Origin of the sequence: Streptomyces sp. NBC_01439 (genome assembly GCF_036227605.1) — a bacterium.
Classification (GTDB): domain Bacteria; phylum Actinomycetota; class Actinomycetes; order Streptomycetales; family Streptomycetaceae; genus Streptomyces.
The window spans coordinates 1,097,006-1,113,169 of the sequence record NZ_CP109487.1 but is presented as its reverse complement, the minus strand read 5'-3'; the positions used below and the strand labels follow the sequence as shown (position 1 = coordinate 1,113,169).

The 16,164-nt window shown below is 69.6% G+C and carries 13 protein-coding genes and 2 pseudogenes; 13 read left to right on the top strand and 2 right to left on the bottom strand.

Annotated elements, in window-relative coordinates; translation table 11 throughout:
* Positions 1 to 16 precede the first annotated feature (16 nt).
* From ppsA to OG207_RS05095, 10 genes and pseudogenes are all read left to right on the top strand, one after another.
* Positions 17 to 2,458 (top strand): phosphoenolpyruvate synthase, encoded by a 2,442-nt coding sequence (gene ppsA / locus OG207_RS05140; RefSeq protein ID WP_329096297.1) that lies wholly within the window; start codon positions 17 to 19, stop codon positions 2,456 to 2,458.
* Positions 2,459 to 2,514: 56 nt separating this feature from the next.
* Positions 2,515 to 2,973, top strand: coding sequence for an Hsp20/alpha crystallin family protein (locus OG207_RS05135; RefSeq protein ID WP_329096295.1), 459 nt, complete (start codon positions 2,515 to 2,517; stop codon positions 2,971 to 2,973).
* Positions 2,970 to 3,473, top strand: a complete 504-nt coding sequence (locus OG207_RS05130; protein WP_329096293.1) for a flavodoxin domain-containing protein — start codon at positions 2,970 to 2,972, stop codon at positions 3,471 to 3,473. Before OG207_RS05135 ends, OG207_RS05130 begins: the two co-directional genes overlap by 4 nt.
* A 34-nt stretch (positions 3,474 to 3,507) precedes the next feature.
* Positions 3,508 to 4,164 (top strand): Rv1733c family protein, encoded by a 657-nt coding sequence (locus tag OG207_RS05125; protein ID WP_329096291.1) that lies wholly within the window; start codon positions 3,508 to 3,510, stop codon positions 4,162 to 4,164.
* Positions 4,157 to 6,841, top strand: coding sequence for a cation-translocating P-type ATPase (locus OG207_RS05120; RefSeq protein ID WP_329096290.1), 2,685 nt, complete (start codon positions 4,157 to 4,159; stop codon positions 6,839 to 6,841). Before OG207_RS05125 ends, OG207_RS05120 begins: the two co-directional genes overlap by 8 nt.
* Positions 6,842 to 6,859: 18 nt before the next feature.
* Complete coding sequence (locus OG207_RS05115; RefSeq protein ID WP_329096288.1) at positions 6,860 to 7,159, top strand: DUF1876 domain-containing protein; 300 nt, start codon at positions 6,860 to 6,862, stop codon at positions 7,157 to 7,159.
* Positions 7,160 to 7,282: 123 nt separating this feature from the next.
* Complete coding sequence (locus OG207_RS05110) at positions 7,283 to 8,185, top strand: universal stress protein (RefSeq protein ID WP_329096286.1); 903 nt, start codon at positions 7,283 to 7,285, stop codon at positions 8,183 to 8,185.
* Complete coding sequence (locus OG207_RS05105; protein ID WP_329107440.1) at positions 8,185 to 9,042, top strand: universal stress protein; 858 nt, start codon at positions 8,185 to 8,187, stop codon at positions 9,040 to 9,042. Before OG207_RS05110 ends, OG207_RS05105 begins: the two co-directional genes overlap by 1 nt.
* 167 nt (positions 9,043 to 9,209) lie before the next feature.
* Positions 9,210 to 9,419 (top strand): annotated as a pseudogene (locus tag OG207_RS05100) (DUF1918 domain-containing protein); the annotation flags it as partial.
* A 106-nt stretch (positions 9,420 to 9,525) separates the two neighbouring features.
* Positions 9,526 to 11,277: a sensor histidine kinase gene (locus OG207_RS05095; RefSeq protein ID WP_329096284.1), complete on the top strand. Its 1,752-nt coding sequence runs from the start codon at positions 9,526 to 9,528 to the stop codon at positions 11,275 to 11,277.
* A gap of 17 nt (positions 11,278 to 11,294) precedes the next feature.
* Here OG207_RS05095 and OG207_RS05090 read toward each other — a convergent pair whose 3' ends face one another.
* Positions 11,295 to 11,999, bottom strand: a complete 705-nt coding sequence (locus OG207_RS05090; protein WP_329096282.1) for a response regulator transcription factor — start codon at positions 11,997 to 11,999, stop codon at positions 11,295 to 11,297.
* Positions 12,000 to 12,108: 109 nt separating this feature from the next.
* Positions 12,109 to 12,753, bottom strand: a complete 645-nt coding sequence (locus OG207_RS05085; RefSeq protein WP_329096280.1) for a CBS domain-containing protein — start codon at positions 12,751 to 12,753, stop codon at positions 12,109 to 12,111.
* Positions 12,754 to 13,078: 325 nt separating this feature from the next.
* Here OG207_RS05085 and OG207_RS05080 point away from each other — a divergent pair, with 325 nt between their 5' ends.
* The 3 genes and pseudogenes from OG207_RS05080 (at position 13,079) to OG207_RS05070 (ending at position 16,142) form a co-directional block, all read left to right on the top strand.
* Positions 13,079 to 13,582, top strand: a complete 504-nt coding sequence (locus OG207_RS05080; RefSeq protein ID WP_329096278.1) for a pyridoxamine 5'-phosphate oxidase family protein — start codon at positions 13,079 to 13,081, stop codon at positions 13,580 to 13,582.
* Between the two features lie 82 nt (positions 13,583 to 13,664).
* Positions 13,665 to 14,558: a potassium channel family protein gene (locus OG207_RS05075; protein ID WP_329096276.1), complete on the top strand. Its 894-nt coding sequence runs from the start codon at positions 13,665 to 13,667 to the stop codon at positions 14,556 to 14,558.
* A 116-nt stretch (positions 14,559 to 14,674) separates the two neighbouring features.
* Positions 14,675 to 16,142: pseudogene (locus OG207_RS05070) on the top strand (SulP family inorganic anion transporter).
* Positions 16,143 to 16,164: the final 22 nt, after the last annotated feature.

The window sequence follows — 16,164 nt, the reverse complement described above, 5'->3', positions numbered from 1 at the left end:
GAGCCCGGAGGTCGTCATGGCAAGCACGCGGCGCGTCATACCGTTCGCGGAACTCGGCCGGCAGGAAGTCGGCAGTGTCGGGGGTAAGAACGCCTCACTGGGTGAGATGACCGCCCACCTGGCCGATGCCGGCGTGCGCGTCCCTCCGGGGTTCGCAACGACGGCCGCCGCGTACGGAGAGCTGCTGGACGGACACGGACTCCGGGGGCGGATCGAGGAACAGATCGCGCGCCTGCACGAGGGCGCCGCGCTCGATGAGGTCGGGGCCGCGATACGGTCGATGACCCTCGCCGAGCCGCTGCCCCCAGGGCTGCGGGCCGAGATCGTCTCGGCGTACGAGCAGCTGGGGCGCGACGAAGGCCGCGCGGACCCCGAGGTTGCCGTACGCAGCAGCGCCACCGCCGAGGACCTGCCGGAGGCGAGCTTCGCAGGCCAGCAGGAGACCTACCTGAACGTGCGCGGGACCGCCCAATTGCTGGAGTCGGTGCATCGCTGCTATGCGTCCCTCTACACCGATCGAGCCATCGACTACCGGGAGCGGATGGGCTTCGACCACCTCCAGGTCGCTCTCTCGGTCGGTGTTCAAATCATGGTCCGGTCGGACCTGGCCGGTGCCGGGGTGATCTTCACCCTCGACCCGGAGAGCGGATTCCCCGAGGTCATCGTCATCAGCGCGGCGTGCGGACTGGGCGAGACGGTCGTCAGCGGGCAGGTCGACCCCGACGAGTACACCGTCTTCAAGCCGAGCCTGAAGGACCCGGATCTGGACCCGCTGATCGACGTACGTGTCGGAGCGAAGCGGCGGAAGGCGGTCTATGCGGAACATGGACTGACGCGGACCGTTGATACCACCGACGAGGAGCGCTTGCAGAGGGTCCTGAACGACACCGAAGTGAGGCTCCTCGCCGACTGGGCGCTGACCGTCGAAGGGCACTACGGCTGCCCCATGGACCTGGAATGGGCCAAAGACGGCCTCACCGGCGACCTGTGGATCGTGCAGGCCCGGCCCGAGACCGTTCAGTCCCGCCGCGCCGCCTCCACCCTGCGCCGCTGCCGCCTGACGGCCGTGCCAGGTACGCCTCTCGTGGACGGCATCGCTGTCGGCGAGGCCATCGGCAGCGGGCCCGTCGTCGTCCTGGACTCGCCCGTCGACCTCGACCGCTTCCCGTCCGGCGGGGTGCTCGTCACCGGCATCACCGACCCGGACTGGGAACCGATCATGAAGCGGGCCTCCGCCATCGTCACCGACCACGGCGGCCGCACGTCCCACGCTGCGATCGTCAGCCGCGAACTCGGCGTCCCCGCCGTCGTCGGCACCAGCCGTGCGACTCAGGCCCTGCACGACGGACAGAAGGTGACCGTCTCCTGTGCCGAAGGCGGACGTGGCAAGGTCTACGAAGGGCTGCTCACCTATGAGGAGACCGAGACCGACCTCGCGGACATCGCCGCCACCCGGACGCACGTCATGCTCAACCTCGCCGACCCCTCCGCCGCCTTCCGGTGGTGGCGCCTGCCGGCCGATGGTGTCGGCCTGGCCCGGCTGGAGTTCATAGTGGCGCACCAGGTCAAGGTCCACCCCATGGCCCTGCTGCACCCCGAACGCCTGGACCCCGCCGACCGCTGCGCCGTCGACCAGCTCACCGAGGGATACCTCGACCGCACCCGCTACTTCACCGATCGCCTGGCGTACGGCATCGCCCGGATCGCCGCCTCCCGGTGGCCCGCCCCCGTCATCGTACGGACCAGCGACTTCAAGACCAACGAGTACGCGCGGCTTGTCGGAGGTCGGCCGTTCGAGCCGGTCGAGGCCAACCCGATGATCGGCTGGCGGGGTGCGAGCCGCTACTACAGCGACGGATACCGGGAGGGCTTCGCCCTCGAGTGCCGGGCCCTGCGCCGGGTCCGCGACGAGATGGGCCTGGCCAACGTCGTCGTCATGATCCCCTTCTGTCGCAGCCTCGAAGAGGCCGACCGGGTGCTTGGTGTCATGGCTGAGGAAGGCCTCCGCCGTGGGGAGAACGGGCTGAAGGTCTACGTCATGGCGGAGATCCCCGCCAACGTCATCCTGGCCCAGGACTTCGCCGAACGCTTCGACGGTTTCTCCATCGGCAGCAACGACCTCACCCAGCTCACCCTGGGTGTCGACCGCGACTCCGAAGCCCTCGCCCACGTCTTCGACGAGACCAACCCGGCGGTCACCCGGAGCATCGAGATCCTCGTCCCTCGTGCCCAGGCAGCGGGCCGCCCCGTCGGCCTCTGTGGCCAGCGCCCGAGCGACGACCCCGCCTTCACGGAGTTCCTGGTCAAGGCAGGGATCGACTCCATCTCCGTCGCCCCGGACAGCTTCGCCGCGGTCAAGCACCACGTGGCCGCCGCCGAATCGGTCCGGTACGGGGAGGGCCGAACGGCCCCATCAGGGACCCGATGGTCTCAAGCGGAGCAGCCGTCCGTCTCGTGAAAGTGGAGGAAGGCAACGCATGAAGGCGCTGATCGGGCGCCGGAACGGAGCACACCATGTCAGGAACGCACCTGGAGCGCAGGCGCAGCCCGTTCCCCGATTTCAGGGACTGGTTCGGCACCGAATTCCCACGGTTCCCGCTGTGGCGGTCGTCGTTCGACACCTTCCCGATCCCGATCGAGGTGACCAACAAGGAGGGGCAGTACACGCTGCGCGCCGAACTTCCCGGGATGGACCCGGACAAGGACATCCAGATCACGGTTGAGGGGGACACCCTCACCGTCAGCGCCGAGCACACCGAGAGCAAGGAGGAGAAGGATCACTCGGAGTTCCGCTACGGCTCCTTCCAGAGAGTTGTGCGCCTGCCCGGGCCGATCCCCTCCGACGAAGTCGAGGCAGCGTACGAGGACGGCATTCTCACCGTGCGCGTGCCCATGCCGGCCTCGCCCGAGGAGTCCAGGCGCAGCATCCCCGTCAAGCGCACCACGGCGGACGGCAAGGGAGAGTCGTCATGACGTCCAAGCGCGTTCTGGTCGCCTACGGCACCAAGCACGGTGCGACCGCCGGAATCGCGTCCGAGATCGGCAGGACCCTGCGTGAGGACGGCCTCGACGCCGTCGTGGTCCCCGCCGACGACGTGGACGACGTACGCGGGTACGACGCAGTGGTGCTCGGCGGCGCCCTGTACGCCGGGCACTGGAGCGGCAAGGCCAAGCGCTGCGCCGAACGCAACGAGCACTACCTCCAGCACCGCCCGGTCTACCTGTTCAGCAGCGGCCCCGTGGACAGTTCCGCCGAGCAGCACGACATCGCGCCGGTGCCTGCGGTGGCCCGGGAGATGGAGCGCCTCGGCGCACGCGAGCACATCACCTTCGGCGGCAGCATCACCGCCAGTACGCCCGGCTTCATCGCCCGGGCCATGGTCCGCGCGGGCAAGGGAGGAGACTTCCGCAATCCCGAGCGGATCCGGACGTGGGCCCACCACATCAGCGCCGAACTCGCCGCTCCCCGCTGAGCGGCCGGGCAGTACCAGAGCGCGGAGGTGCACGATGTCCGAGCCCGGCACGCCCGGAGACGGGCCCACCCGATCGCGCCCGGCGACGGCCGACCGCGTGCGTCGGCTGTTCGGCGGACGTCCGAACGAGCTGCGTCGTCCGGCCGACCGGACCCGGCGCCGCTGGAACATCGCCTTCGTGCTCTCCTTCCTGATCGCCCTGTCCTGCGGCGCCGTCGTCACGACGGCCGTCTGGGACGCCGAAAGCCGCAGTGCCCAGGAAGCGGCCCGCCACCGGCACCGGATCGAGGCGACGACGGTCGGCGCCGTGGAGCGCGCGGTCTCCAACCGCTCCGGCGGCACCTCCCGGACGGTTGCTCCGGCCGTTTGGGAGTACCCGGCTGCTCACCAGCACTCCGCCACGATCTCCGTCCCGTTCGGCACTCCGGCAGGCCGGACGGTCACGATCTGGGTCGATGACGCGGGCAGGGAGGCGCAGGCGCCGTCGGCCGAAGCCCAACGCGTCCTCACGGCCGCAGTCGCGGGAATCGGATCCTTCAGCCTGCTCGCCCTCGCCACAGGGGCAGTGGTCCGCCTTCGTCTGCTCCACGTCGAGACCCGCAGCCTGGCCCAGTGGGAGCACGAGTGGGAGGCCGTGGAGCCGCGCTGGTCCGGCAGGCTGCGACGCGAAAAGGGACCTGGCGATGACTGAGGCAGCCACCCGGCCCCCCTTTCCGGCCAACGGGCTGCCCCTGAGCCCTGACCCCCTCGAACCGTTGCCGCTCCTGAGGCGCGAACTCGGCACCGGGCCGAGTGGACTCTCCGCGCGCGAGGCGGCCCGCCGCCTCGCCGTCTACGGCCCCAACGAGGTCCGCCGCAAGGCCCGTACCTCCCTGGGCCGGGAGATCGTCCGCCAGCTCGTCCACCCGCTGGCCATGCTGCTCTGGGCGGCTGCCGCACTGGCCTTCGTGGCGGACATAGCGGTCCTCGGCTGGGCCATCGTCGCCGTGGTCATCGTCAACGCCGCCTTCGCGCTCCTGCAGGAGCGCCAGGCGGAGCAGGCAGTGGAGACCCTGGCCCGGTATCTGCCCGAGTACGCATGGGTGATCCGCGACGGCCAACCGTCGGCCGTCGAGTCGCGCGAGCTCGTGCCGGGCGACCTCATCGTCCTCGAAGAGGGCGCCAAGGTCCCCGCCGATGGACGCCTCACAGACGGCGGTATCGAGGTCGACCTGTCGATGCTGACAGGGGAGTCCGCCCCCGCCGAACGCGTCGCCGGCCCCGGTCTCGCAGGGGCTCCGCTGCTCCAGGAGCCGAACCTCGTCTTCAGCGGTACTGCCTGCACCGAGGGCCAGGCCCAGGCGATCGTGTTCGCCACGGGCGACCACACCGAACTCGGACGGATCGCCGCACTCAGCCAGCGCACCCAGCGCGACCCCAGCCCCTTGGAGCGGCAGGTAAAGAAGGTCGCCTGGCTGATCGCCGCCGTCGCGGTCGCCATGGGTGCGGTGTTCCTCGTGGCAGGCGTGGCCGTAGGACTCCCGCTGACCGACTCGCTGATCTTCGCCATCGGCCTGCTGGTCGCCAACGTGCCCGAGGGCCTGCTGCCGATCATCACCCTCGCCCTCGCCGTCGGGGTACGGGCCCTCGCCCGCCAGGGGGCTGTGGTCAAGCGGCTGAGCGCCGTCGAAACTCTCGGGTCCACTAACGTGATCTGCACCGACAAGACCGGCACCCTCACCCGGAACCGCATGCGGCTCCAGACTGTGTGGACACCTGAACACGGTACGAGCAAAGGCCCCTGGGCAGGTGAACTCGCCCGTGCAGGGGCCCTGTGTACCACGGTCACGCGGGATGCCCAGGGCCACCTGCACGGGGACCCGACCGAGATCGCCCTGGTCGAAGGAGCCGGTGCCCACGGCGCCCCCATCGACCTCGACAGGAGGGACGCCGACCGCCAGGTCCTCTTCCGTTTCGACCCCCGCTTGCGCCTGATGTCCGTCGTGCAGCAGGCGGAACCGGACGGCGCCCGCGTCATCGTCAAAGGCGCGCCAGAGTCGGTGGTGGGCGCCCTTGACGGCGGGGACTCCACTGCCGCGCTCGCCGCCGCGGACCGGCTCGCCCACGACGGCATGCGTGTCCTGGCCGTCGCCGTGCGCGACCTGCCGAAGGGGGCTGCGACGCCGGCGCGGCGCCACGATGCGGAGAGCGGTCTGCGCCTTCTGGGGCTCGTCGGCCTGTACGACCCTCCGCGGCCCGAGGTCGCGGAGGCCGTCCGCCGCTGTCACGACGCGGGCGTCCGGGTCCATATCGTCACGGGTGACAACGGCGCCACCGCGGCCGCCGTCGCGCGGGAGGTCGGGATCGGAGTACCGCGCCTCACGGTGGTGGCCCAGTCCGAGACGGTGGGTGACCAGGAGCTCGACCAGCTCCTGGCACAAGGCGATGCCGAGGTCGTTTTCGCCCGCTCTTCTCCGGAGACCAAGCTGCACGTGGCCGACACGCTGCGCGCACACGGGCAGATCGTGGCCATGACCGGCGACGGTGTCAACGACGCCCCGGCACTTCACCGTGCGCACATCGGGGTCGCGATGGGCCGGTCCGGCACCGACGTGGCACGCGAAGCGTCCACGATGGTGCTGACCGACGACAACTTCGCCACCATCGTCGCCGCCATCGAATCCGGGCGCCGCGTATACGACAACGTCCGCAAGTTCATCGTCTACATCTTCGCCCACGCCACCCCCGAGGTCGTGCCCTTCCTGGTGTTCGCACTCTCGGCCGGCACCGTCCCCCTGCCGCTGACCGTCCTGCAGATCCTCGCCATCGACCTCGGCACCGAGACCCTCCCCGCCCTCGCCCTCGGCCGGGAACGGGCCGAGCCGGGCGTCATGAGCCGTCCGCCGCGACCGAGCTCGCAGGGGGTCATCTCCCGCGACATGCTCATCCGGAGCTGGGGATGGCTCGGCACGGTGTCCGCCGCCCTGGTCATGACCGCGTTCTTCTACGTGCTCTGGCGGGCGGGCTGGCACCCCGGCGACCCCACCGGCCCCGGCACCCCCCTCCACCACGCGTACGTCACCGCGACCACCGCCACTTTCGCCGGCATCGTCACCTGTCAGGTCGGCACGGCGATGGCCGCACGCACCGACCACGCTGCTCTGCGCGAGATCGGCCTGTTCAGCAACCACCTGCTCCTCGCGGGCATCGCCTTCGAGCTGGTCTTCGCCGCGGCGCTCGTCTACGCGCCGCCGTTGCAAGACCTGTTCGGCACCGCAGCCCTCTCCCTTGACGTCGTCGCGCTCATCGCCACCTTCCCGGTCCTCGTGTGGGGCACCGATGAATTCCGGCGCTGGGCCCGACGCACTCGCCGAAGCACGAACGCCTGAACCCGTCCGGAGGCTCCCATGTCACACACAGCCGAATGGAAGGTCCGTCTCTACCTCTTCGAGGAGGACCACACGACGAAGGCACGCCTGGAACTCGACACGGGTACGAACCGGCTCACGGGCCACGGCACCGCCCGCTGCGCGCCCCAGGACGACGACGTCCCGGAGATCGGCGACGAACTCGCGGTCGCTCGTGCCATGGAGGATCTCGCCCTCCAGATGAAGCGAGCCGCCTACGGCGACATGCAGGCTGCCGGAGCTCCGTCCCTGCAGGAGTCCCTCAAGCCGTACAGCGGGTGGCTGGACACCACAGCGTGACCACGAAGGAGGCCCGACCGGGACCTTTGGCCCCCATGAAGGTCCTGAGCGGCCCTCTTCCCACAGGGGCCTGCGGTGTCACTGTGAGGTCAGACCCTCACTGGCCCTGGGCGAGGAGGAATCATGGAGCACACCGTCAGCGGTTCCGAACTCGGCTCCGTCGTCGTCGGCGTCGACGGCTCCGAGCCCGCCCGTCAGGCCGCGCTCTGGGCAGCGGGAGAGGCCGAACGCCGAGGGCGTCCGCTGCACATCGTGTACGGCGCCGACACGGACGGCCGGGCACTCTACGCATCTGTCGAGACCATTGAGCGCGTCCGTGTTGCCGGCCGCGAACTGCTCGACGAAATCGCTGCTGCGGTCAAGAAGCAGCACCCCGGCCTGGTCGCCACCACGGAATTCGGTCGTGGCGACCCCGTGGCCAGCCTGCACCGGGCCGCTGGTCGTCGCGGCACCATAGTGGTCGGCAACCGGGGGTTGGGCGGATTCAACTCCCTCTTGCTCGGATCCGTGGGCCTGAAGGTGGCGGCCGGTGCGAAGACGCCCGTCATCATCGTCAGGGGAACCGAAAGCGGCGCCGAGAGCGGGACGGTACTCGCCGGGGTCCGTGACGAGCGAGATCTGGACTGTGTGCGTTACGCGGCGCGCGAGGCCGAGCTGCGCAAGGCCGAGCTGCGGCTGCTCCAGGTGTGGAACGTGCTCCAGTCCGTTGGCGACGTGATGACCATGATGGACGACATCAAGGAGATCGCCGACGAGTACGTCCGGCACCTGACCGCGCTGACGGAGCGAATCCGCCGGGAATTCCCGGACCTCACCGTGCGGGCGGATGCCGAGAAGAGCGCGTCCGTCGCCGGTGTTCTCGTAGAGGCTTCCCGGCACGCCGACCTGCTGGTCATGGGCGGTCGCAGGGCGTCCGCATACCTGGGACCCACCCTCGGGCGGCACACCCACAGCCTCGTACACCACTCGCACTGCCCTGTGCTGCTCATCCCGCGCCACCCGGACGAGCACGGGAGTGGATCGTGATGGCCACCGCCGAACGCCGCGAGATCGTCGTAGGCATCGACCCGGCCAGGGACTGGCACTTGCCCCTTGCCTGGGCGTCGGACGAGGCCCACCGTCGTGGGATCGGGCTCCGACTCGTCGTGGCTGTGCCTCCGCCGCAGCGTACGCGGCAGGTTGATGACACACCCCGCAGGACGGCTCTGCGCCAGGCGGGCTCTGAAGCTCTTACGGCAGGTTACGACTGGGCGCGGGACCGACACCTGGGGCTTGACGCAGCCACTGATCTGATCGAAGGATTCCCCGTTCCCGCCATCGGACGCCTGTCTCACCAGGCCCGCATGCTCGTGCTCGGATCCCGTCACCTGAGCCGGACCGCGGAACTCTTCAGCGCCGGTTCCACGGTGGTCCCGGTCGTGGCCCAGGCGCATTGCCCCGTCGTCGTGGTGGGAAACCCCGAGCACACCACCCAGGAGACGCCCTACCTGGTCGTCGGCATCGACGGCAGTGAGTCCTCGAAGGCTGCGCTGGCGCTTGCTTTCGAGGAAGCCGACCTGCGCGGCGCAGCACTGCGCGCCATCGCAGTGTGGCAGCCGCCGGTCTTCCTGCTCCACGACGAGGAGGTCGCATTGCAGGCTCAGAGGCGGATGCTGTCCGAGGCCACGGCCGGCTGGTCGCAGAAGTACCCGGACGTGGTGCTCTCCCACGAGGTCCCGATCGGGCACCCGGTGGAAGAGCTCGCGGAAGCCGCCGAGCACGCCCTGGCCGTGGTGGTGGGCCGTCGCGGACGAGGAGGCTACTCCGGCATGCGCCTGGGCTCCGTTGTCCACGGACTGCTGCACCGGGCCTTCTGTCCGGTGATCACGGTTCCGGCCGAATAGGACCGCCATGGCCATGACCCCGGCCACCGCAGAGGTACCGGTACGCGCGCCCGGCGGGCTCACCGACCTCGAAGCGGAACGCCGACTGGCCGAGCATCAGCCGCCCTCACCAGTGGCTTCGCGGCGGCCCGACTCGCACGGCACGCATTCCGAAGGAGATGATGATCATGGAGACGCGCACGTCCGAGCACGGACCCCACGCTCGCGTCGGTGACGAGATAGTGGTGGGCGGGCCGACGGTGGGCAAAGCGGGTCGCGACGGCGAAGTCGTCGGACTGCACCACGACGACGGCACCCCGCCCTACGACGTCCGCTGGTCGGACACCGGCAGGACCACCCTCTTCTTCCCGGGACCGGACGCACACATTCGGCATCTCGGCGCGGACGACTCCGGATGATGCCTTCAGCCTGAGCGGGAAGGTGGGGGCAGGGATACGGTGAAGAGGCAGGCCGAACTTCCCCGGGGCGCCGCTGGAGGTACGCATGGGCGGGGACGAGCTGGGTCCCGTGCGTCCTGGGCTTCCGCGGCTCCGGCTGGACGAACTGCTCGAGGAGCTCCAGGTTCGTATCGACGAGGTGCGCGGCACCCGGGACCGGCTGAACGGGCTCCTCGAGGCTGTGATGTCCGTCGGTCGGGAGCTCGATCTGCCACAGGTCCTGAGTGGCATCGTCGAAGCCGCTGTCGTCCTGGTGGACGCGGAGTACGGAGCGCTGGGCGTCATCGGTGACGACCAGAAGCTCGCCCAGTTCCTTCCTGTCGGCATCAGCGACGACCTCCGGGCCGAGATCGGCGACCTGCCCTCCGGCCACGGCATCCTCGGCCAGCTCATCCGGCACCCCGAGCCGCTCCGGCTCTCGGAATTGTCCGGTCACCCCGCCTCCTACGGCTTCCCTCCCCACCACCCCCCGATGCACTCCTTCCTCGGCGTCCCCATCCGGGTTCGCGAGGACGTGTTCGGCAACCTCTACATGACCGAGAAGCGGGGTGGTATCGACTTCGACGAGGAGGACGAGGCGGTCCTGTCCACGCTGGCGGTGGCGGCCGGCATTGCCGTCGAGAACGCCCGCCTCTTCGAAGAGGTACGCCTCCGGGAGCGCTGGCTGGCCGCCAGCTCCGACTTCACCCGTGCTCTGCTCTCCGGCTCGGCCGAGACGGAGGTGCTGGAGGGGATGTTGGAGCGAGCTCGCGACATCACGGGCGCCGACATCGGTGTGTTCTACCTTGTGGGCCAGAGCGGGGAGCTGCGCGGCTCGCTAGCCCTGGGGGAGGGCGCCGAGGCACATCGCGGCATCGTGTTGCCCAGCAGTGAAGGCACCCTGGCCGCCGCTGCCCTCGGCGAGGAGGACGGACTGATCACCGTGGCCGACGTCGGGGCCGACGACCGGATCACCGTGCAGCCGGAACGGTGGAAGGGTTTCGGCCCCGCCGTCGCCGTCACGTTCGGCACCAAGGAGAAGCTGAGCGGCGTCCTCATCCTGGCCCGCAGGCGCGGCCGCCCGGCGTTCGCCCGCGCCGAGATCGCAGCCCTGCCCGGCTTCGCCGGCCAGGCCGCCGTGGCGCTGGAGCTCGCAGACCGGCGCCGGGACACCGAGCAGATGAGCATGCTGGAGGATCACGACCGCATTGCCCGTGACCTGCACGATCTCGCCATCCAGCGCCTCTTCGCCACAGGTATGACCCTGCAGAGCGCGCAACCCTTCGTCGAGCATCCCGAGGCTTCGGAACGACTTGCCCGGGCGATCGACGACCTGGATGCCACCATCAAGATCATTCGGTCGACGATCTTCGGGCTTCGTGAACACGAAGTATCCGGGGTGCCGCCGAAGCTGCGGCTCCGTGCCGTTCAGGCCGTCGAGGAGGCTGCCCAGGTACTCGGGTTCGCCCCGGCCCTGCGGATGGAGGGCCTGATCGACACCGACGTACCCGCCGAGACCGCGGACGAGGCACTCGCCGTGGTCGGGGAGGCGCTCACCAACGTCGCCCGGCATGCGAGGGCAAGCCGGGCGGAAGTGTCCATCGCAGCCGTCGAGGGCGTACTGACCGTACTGGTCACCGACGACGGAGTGGGAATGGCGGAGGGAGGTCGTCGCAGCGGGCTGCGCAATCTCAGTGAACGGGCCGAACGCCTGGGTGGTGAACTCTCCGTTTCGGCGCACGGGCCGACCGGGCAGGGCACAAAGCTGGAATGGCGGGTCCCACTGGGCGGTGGAGGCCACTGCCCACCCTCCAGGTGAGCACGCCCCGTAGTCACTCAGCTCCGGCCCTTGCCGTGCTCCGGCTCGTGTTCATGGACCTGCGTGGCGATGACAGCGGCCTGCACCCGACGCTCCACCCCCAGCTTGCCCAGCAGCCTTGAGATGTGGTTCTTGACCGTCTTCTCGGACAGGTACAGCCGCTTGGCGATCTGCGCGTTGGTGAGGCCCTCGCCGATCAGTTCGAGTACGGAACGCTCCCGCTCGGAGAGAGCGGCCAGCCGATCGTCATCCGGGGCCTTGACGGCCTCCGGGTCCCGCAGGGAGTGCATGAGGCGGGCGGTCGTCGCCGGGTCCAGCATCGACTGCCCGGTCGCCACCGTCCGTACGGCCGAGACGAGGTCGGACCCCTTGATCTGCTTGAGGACGTAGCCGGCCGCACCAGCCATGATCGCGTCGAGCAGCGCGTCCTCGTCATCGAACGAGGTCAGCATCAAGCAGGCGAGTTCCGGCATGCGCGAGCGCAGCTCGCGGCACACGGTGATCCCGTCGCCGTCGGGCAGTCGGACGTCGAGTACGGCGACGTCCGGGCGCAGCGCCGGTCCGCGGGTCAGCGCCTGCGCGGCGGTGGACGCCTCACCGACGACCTCGATGTCCGGCTCCGCGTCCAGCAGGTCGTACAGGCCGCGGCGTACGACCTCGTGGTCGTCCAAGAGGAAGACCCGGACGGTGCCCTCGTAGGAGGCTGCCGGTACGTCGGACATGTACGCCCCTGTGGTCGATCCGCTCTGTGTATGTTTCATGCGAATTGTCTCAGGGGATCGGGCGGACGCACCTGGGCGGCGCCCCCGGGTTCCGGGGCGGTAAGAGGCCTCAGGAGGCTCTGGTGGGCTGCCCTTCCAGTTCCATCCGCACGTCCACCACGCCTTCCACGGCACGGACCGCACGGGCCATCAGCGGCACCAGTGCGCGATCACGGAGCGATCCGCGCAAGGTGACGACGCCCTCCTTCACCGACGCCTGCAGATGTACGGGAGGAGCGAGCCCGGTGAGAACCGAGTCGCGGATCTCCTCGCCGATCTCCTCGTCCGGTCGCAGAAACACCTTGAGCAGGTCGCTCCGGCTGACGACTCCCTCCAGCATCCCCACACCGTTCACCACGGGGAGGCGTTTCACGTGCTTTCGCGCCATGATCCGGGCAGCCTCGGCGAGTGTGGCGTCGGGGTGCACAGTCACGGCTGGGCTCGACATCAGTTCCTCGGCCAGCACACCCCCTGCCTTGGAAGCCTCTTCCAGCTGATCAGGAAGCACGGGGTCGTCCCGCCGGAACTCCTCCTTCGGCAGCAGGTCCGCCTCGGAGACCACTCCGACGACGCGCCCCTCGCCCTCCAGGACGGGAACAGCACTGACTTTCCACTGGTCCATCAGCTCGACGATCTCCTTGTAGGAAGCCTCGCGGCCGATGGCCACAGCCGTATGGGTCATGACGTCGCTGACGGTGTACCGGGACGCGGGCATGACGGACTCCTCACTGCTGGCGGTTCAGGTGGCCGACACCGGCCGCCAGGGATAGCTAGCACTGCCGTGCCCAGGGCGACGATGCCCGTTCGGACGATCCAGAACCTGTCCGCTCGGCCACCCCCGTAGGGGGAGTGGTCCTCATGGCGGCCTCCGGCCGATTCCGATTCAAGTCTGAGCGGCACTGCAGGTGCCGGGGATGGGCCGACCGGCCCCCGATTCCGCAGGACAGGGGACCATTCGGCCCTGGCACGGCGTGCGAGACGGAAAAGACGCTGAGTGAAGCCGAGGCCGACAAGACAGGGCCGGAGCGGAGGGACGCGTGATGGATCACGAAACCGCCAGGAGACCGGACCACCGCCCTGCCCCGGACCCCGCGCGGTCCACGGAGCAGCTGGACCGCTCCGAAGCGTTGCGGCTCCTGGGTACCGTCTCGCTCGGCCGCATCGTCTTCACCCACCAAGCGCTGCCAGTCATCCGGCCGATGAGCCACATCGTCCACGGGGAGGACGTGCTCGTGCAGCTCGACGAAGGCGCTTCACACGCGTCGCTGGTGGCGATGCCGGGCGAGCCCGGCATCGTCCTCGCCTACGAAGCCGACGCCATCGACCCCGACACGCATCTCGGCTGGAGCGTCGTGGTGGTCGGCTACGCCGAGCTCGTCGTGAACCGCGACGAAGCCGAACGGCTCGCGGCGCTGCTCGATCCGTGGAGGAACGAGGCGATGCCCCGCATCCTGCGGATCCGGTCCGAACTCGTCACCGGGTTCCGCCTGTGGCCGGAACCTCGGCCGATTCCGGCCGCCGGCGAGGTCCGGCCCCGCTTCTGACACCGGGGGACGGCGTGGGCTGCGATCAGCGACCACGGAGGTGCGCGAACCTGGGCGAAACGCAGCGGAAAAGGGGTTCCGGATGGATTGGCTGGTGACGGCCACGGGCGCCGCCCTGGTACTGCTGATCCTCCGGGACGTGTTCCACACGCTGTGGCACCCGACGCGTCACGGCGGGCTGAGCCGGCTGGTCATGACCACACTGTGGCGGCTGTCCTTCGCCCTGGGCACCCGTCGTACGGCAGCCGGCCTGGCGGGTCCGCTTGCCATGGTGTCTGTCGTCGCCCTGTGGGCCCTCACCGTGGCGGCGGGGTGGGCACTGATCTACTGGCCTCACATGCCCGACGCGTTCGTGTACGCGGGCGGGTTGCAGCCCGACGACCATGCAGGCCTGCTGGACGCGACGTACGTCTCGCTGGTCACGCTCTCCACGCTCGGTCTCGGCGACGTCGCACCTGCCGAGGGCTGGCTGCGCCTCCTCGCACCCCTGGAGGCGCTGGTCGGGTTCGCCTTGCTGACCGCGACGGTCTCCTGGATCCTCGGCATCTATCCGGCTCTGGCCCGCCGCAGGGCTCTTGCGTTGCGGCTCTCCCACCTCTCCCGTACCCACCCCTCGAAGGAACAGATCGACTCCCCGGCCGGGGCGGCCATGCTGGACGGCCTGGCCACAGCACTGTCCGTGGCAGCGGTCGACTTCCTCCAGTACGCGGAGTCCTACTACTTCCACGACGGCGACGAACGGACCTCCCTGGCCCTCCAGATCGGCTACGCCCTCGACATCGCCGATGAGGCTTCGGAGGCCGGGCACCGGGATGTCCGGCTCGCCGCCACGGTGTTGCGTTCCGCCCTGGAAGACCTCGCGGGCATCTTGGACGAGCGCTTCCTGCACACCCAGGGCCCGCCCAGGCAGGCTCTCGATGCGTTCGCGCGCGACCACGGACGGCAGGCGGGCACGGGTGATCGCGCCCTGCCGTGAGTTTCCGGCGTGGACGACCTCGCCCGTCCGCCCATCCGACGCCGCGGCGTCGACACCGCGTTGCCTGGAAGGCGTCGTTCGTGCGCAAGCCTGTCGTTGTCGACGGAGGAGGGGTCGTGCCGCCACGGGAGTTCGTCTGGAAGCCGCCCTTTCTTACCGGCTACCGGCGTGGCTGGCTGCGAGGGGATGCGCTCGCAGGTGTCACTGTCGCCGCGTACCTCGTGCCCCAGGTCATGGCGTACGCGGGCGTTGCGGCTGGGCTTCCTCGCGGATCTGCTGTCCCGGCCCGTGCTGGTCGGCTATCTGGCAGGCGTTGCCCTGATTATGATCGTGGACCAGGTGCCCCGCCTGACCGGCGTCTCCACTACGGGCTCGGAGTTCTTCCCGCAGCTGCTCTCGTTCTTCCGGCAGGCATCCCAGGTGCACTGGCCAACGGTGATCCTCGGTGCGGTCGGGCTGGCTCTGCTGTTCGCGTTGCCGCACGTATCGCGACTGCCGCCGGGCCCGCTGCTCGTTCTCGTGCTGGCGACGGCGGCCGTTGCTGCCTTCGGACTCGAGGACGAGTACGGCATCTCCGTGATCGGCGCGGTACCCGCGGGCCTGCCCGCCCCCGTCCTTCCCGCTCTCACCGACGTTCCTCAGCTCCTGCTTCCCGCCCTCGGCGTCCTGCTCGTCGGATACACCGACGTCATCCTCACGGCCCGGGCCTTCGCCTCCCATGACGACCCCACCCCCTTGCGCGCGAACCGGGAACTGCTGGCGCTGGGAACCGCCAACCTCGGGGCCGGGATGGTCCAGGGGTTCCCCGTCAGCAGTAGCGCCAGTCGCACGGCCCTCGCCGACTCGGCGAGCGCGCGCAGCCAGGTGTACTCCCTCGTCTCCGCCGCCTGCGTGCTGACCGTCCTGCTCTTCCTCGGTCCACTCCTGGCCCACACCCCGAGCGCGATCCTCGGCGCCATTGTCGTGTACGCCGCCGTACGTCTGGTGGAGCTGAGCGAGTTCCGCCGCCTTGCCGCGTTCCGGCGACGCGAGCTACTCCTGGCCCTCGGCTGCACCCTCGGTGTCCTCACTTTCGGCATCCTGGCCGGAGTGCTGGTGGCGGTGGCTCTGTCCGTCGCCGAGCTGTTGGTACGGGTCGCCCGCCCGCACGACGCGATCGAGGGTCTCGTTCCCGGCGTAGCCGGAATGCATGACGTTGACGACTATCCCCAGGCGCGAACCATCCCCGGCCTGCTGATCTACCGTTACGATTCGCCGCTCTTCTTCGCGAACGCAGAAGACTTCCGCCGTCGCGCCTTGGCCGCCGTCGACGTACAGCGCGAGCCTGTCCAGTGGTTCGTGCTGAACACCGAGGCCAACGTAGAGGTGGACATCACCGCCCTCGATGCTGTCGACGGCCTTCGCCGCGAGCTCGAATGCCGGGGAATCGTTTTCGCGCTGGCCCGGGTCAAGGAGGACCTGCGCGACGACCTCGACGCGTACGGCCTCACCGCATCCATCGGAGTCGGCCGTCTCTACCCCACGCTTCCGACGGTCGTGGCGGCCTATCGGCAGTGGAGTGGCGAGGAGGGGACGCGTTCCTGAGGCCGGCCTCGCGTGTGGCCCA

Excerpts from the sequence above, each read along its gene's own strand:
- OG207_RS05085 (WP_329096280.1), bottom strand. The coding sequence starts at position 12,753 with ATGCCCGCGTCCCGGTACACCGTCAGCGACGTCATGACCCATACGGCT.
- OG207_RS05115 (WP_329096288.1), top strand. The coding sequence starts at position 6,860 with ATGTCACACACAGCCGAATGGAAGGTCCGTCTCTACCTCTTCGAGGAG.
- OG207_RS05080 (WP_329096278.1), top strand. The coding sequence starts at position 13,079 with ATGGATCACGAAACCGCCAGGAGACCGGACCACCGCCCTGCCCCGGAC.
- OG207_RS05075 (WP_329096276.1), top strand. The coding sequence starts at position 13,665 with ATGGATTGGCTGGTGACGGCCACGGGCGCCGCCCTGGTACTGCTGATC.
- OG207_RS05130 (WP_329096293.1), top strand. The coding sequence starts at position 2,970 with ATGACGTCCAAGCGCGTTCTGGTCGCCTACGGCACCAAGCACGGTGCG.
- OG207_RS05125 (WP_329096291.1), top strand. The coding sequence starts at position 3,508 with ATGTCCGAGCCCGGCACGCCCGGAGACGGGCCCACCCGATCGCGCCCG.
- OG207_RS05110 (WP_329096286.1), top strand. The coding sequence starts at position 7,283 with ATGGAGCACACCGTCAGCGGTTCCGAACTCGGCTCCGTCGTCGTCGGC.
- ppsA (WP_329096297.1), top strand. The coding sequence starts at position 17 with ATGGCAAGCACGCGGCGCGTCATACCGTTCGCGGAACTCGGCCGGCAG.
- OG207_RS05135 (WP_329096295.1), top strand. The coding sequence starts at position 2,515 with ATGTCAGGAACGCACCTGGAGCGCAGGCGCAGCCCGTTCCCCGATTTC.
- OG207_RS05090 (WP_329096282.1), bottom strand. The coding sequence starts at position 11,999 with ATGTCCGACGTACCGGCAGCCTCCTACGAGGGCACCGTCCGGGTCTTC.
- OG207_RS05095 (WP_329096284.1), top strand. The coding sequence starts at position 9,526 with ATGGGCGGGGACGAGCTGGGTCCCGTGCGTCCTGGGCTTCCGCGGCTC.
- OG207_RS05120 (WP_329096290.1), top strand. The coding sequence starts at position 4,157 with ATGACTGAGGCAGCCACCCGGCCCCCCTTTCCGGCCAACGGGCTGCCC.
- OG207_RS05105 (WP_329107440.1), top strand. The coding sequence starts at position 8,185 with ATGGCCACCGCCGAACGCCGCGAGATCGTCGTAGGCATCGACCCGGCC.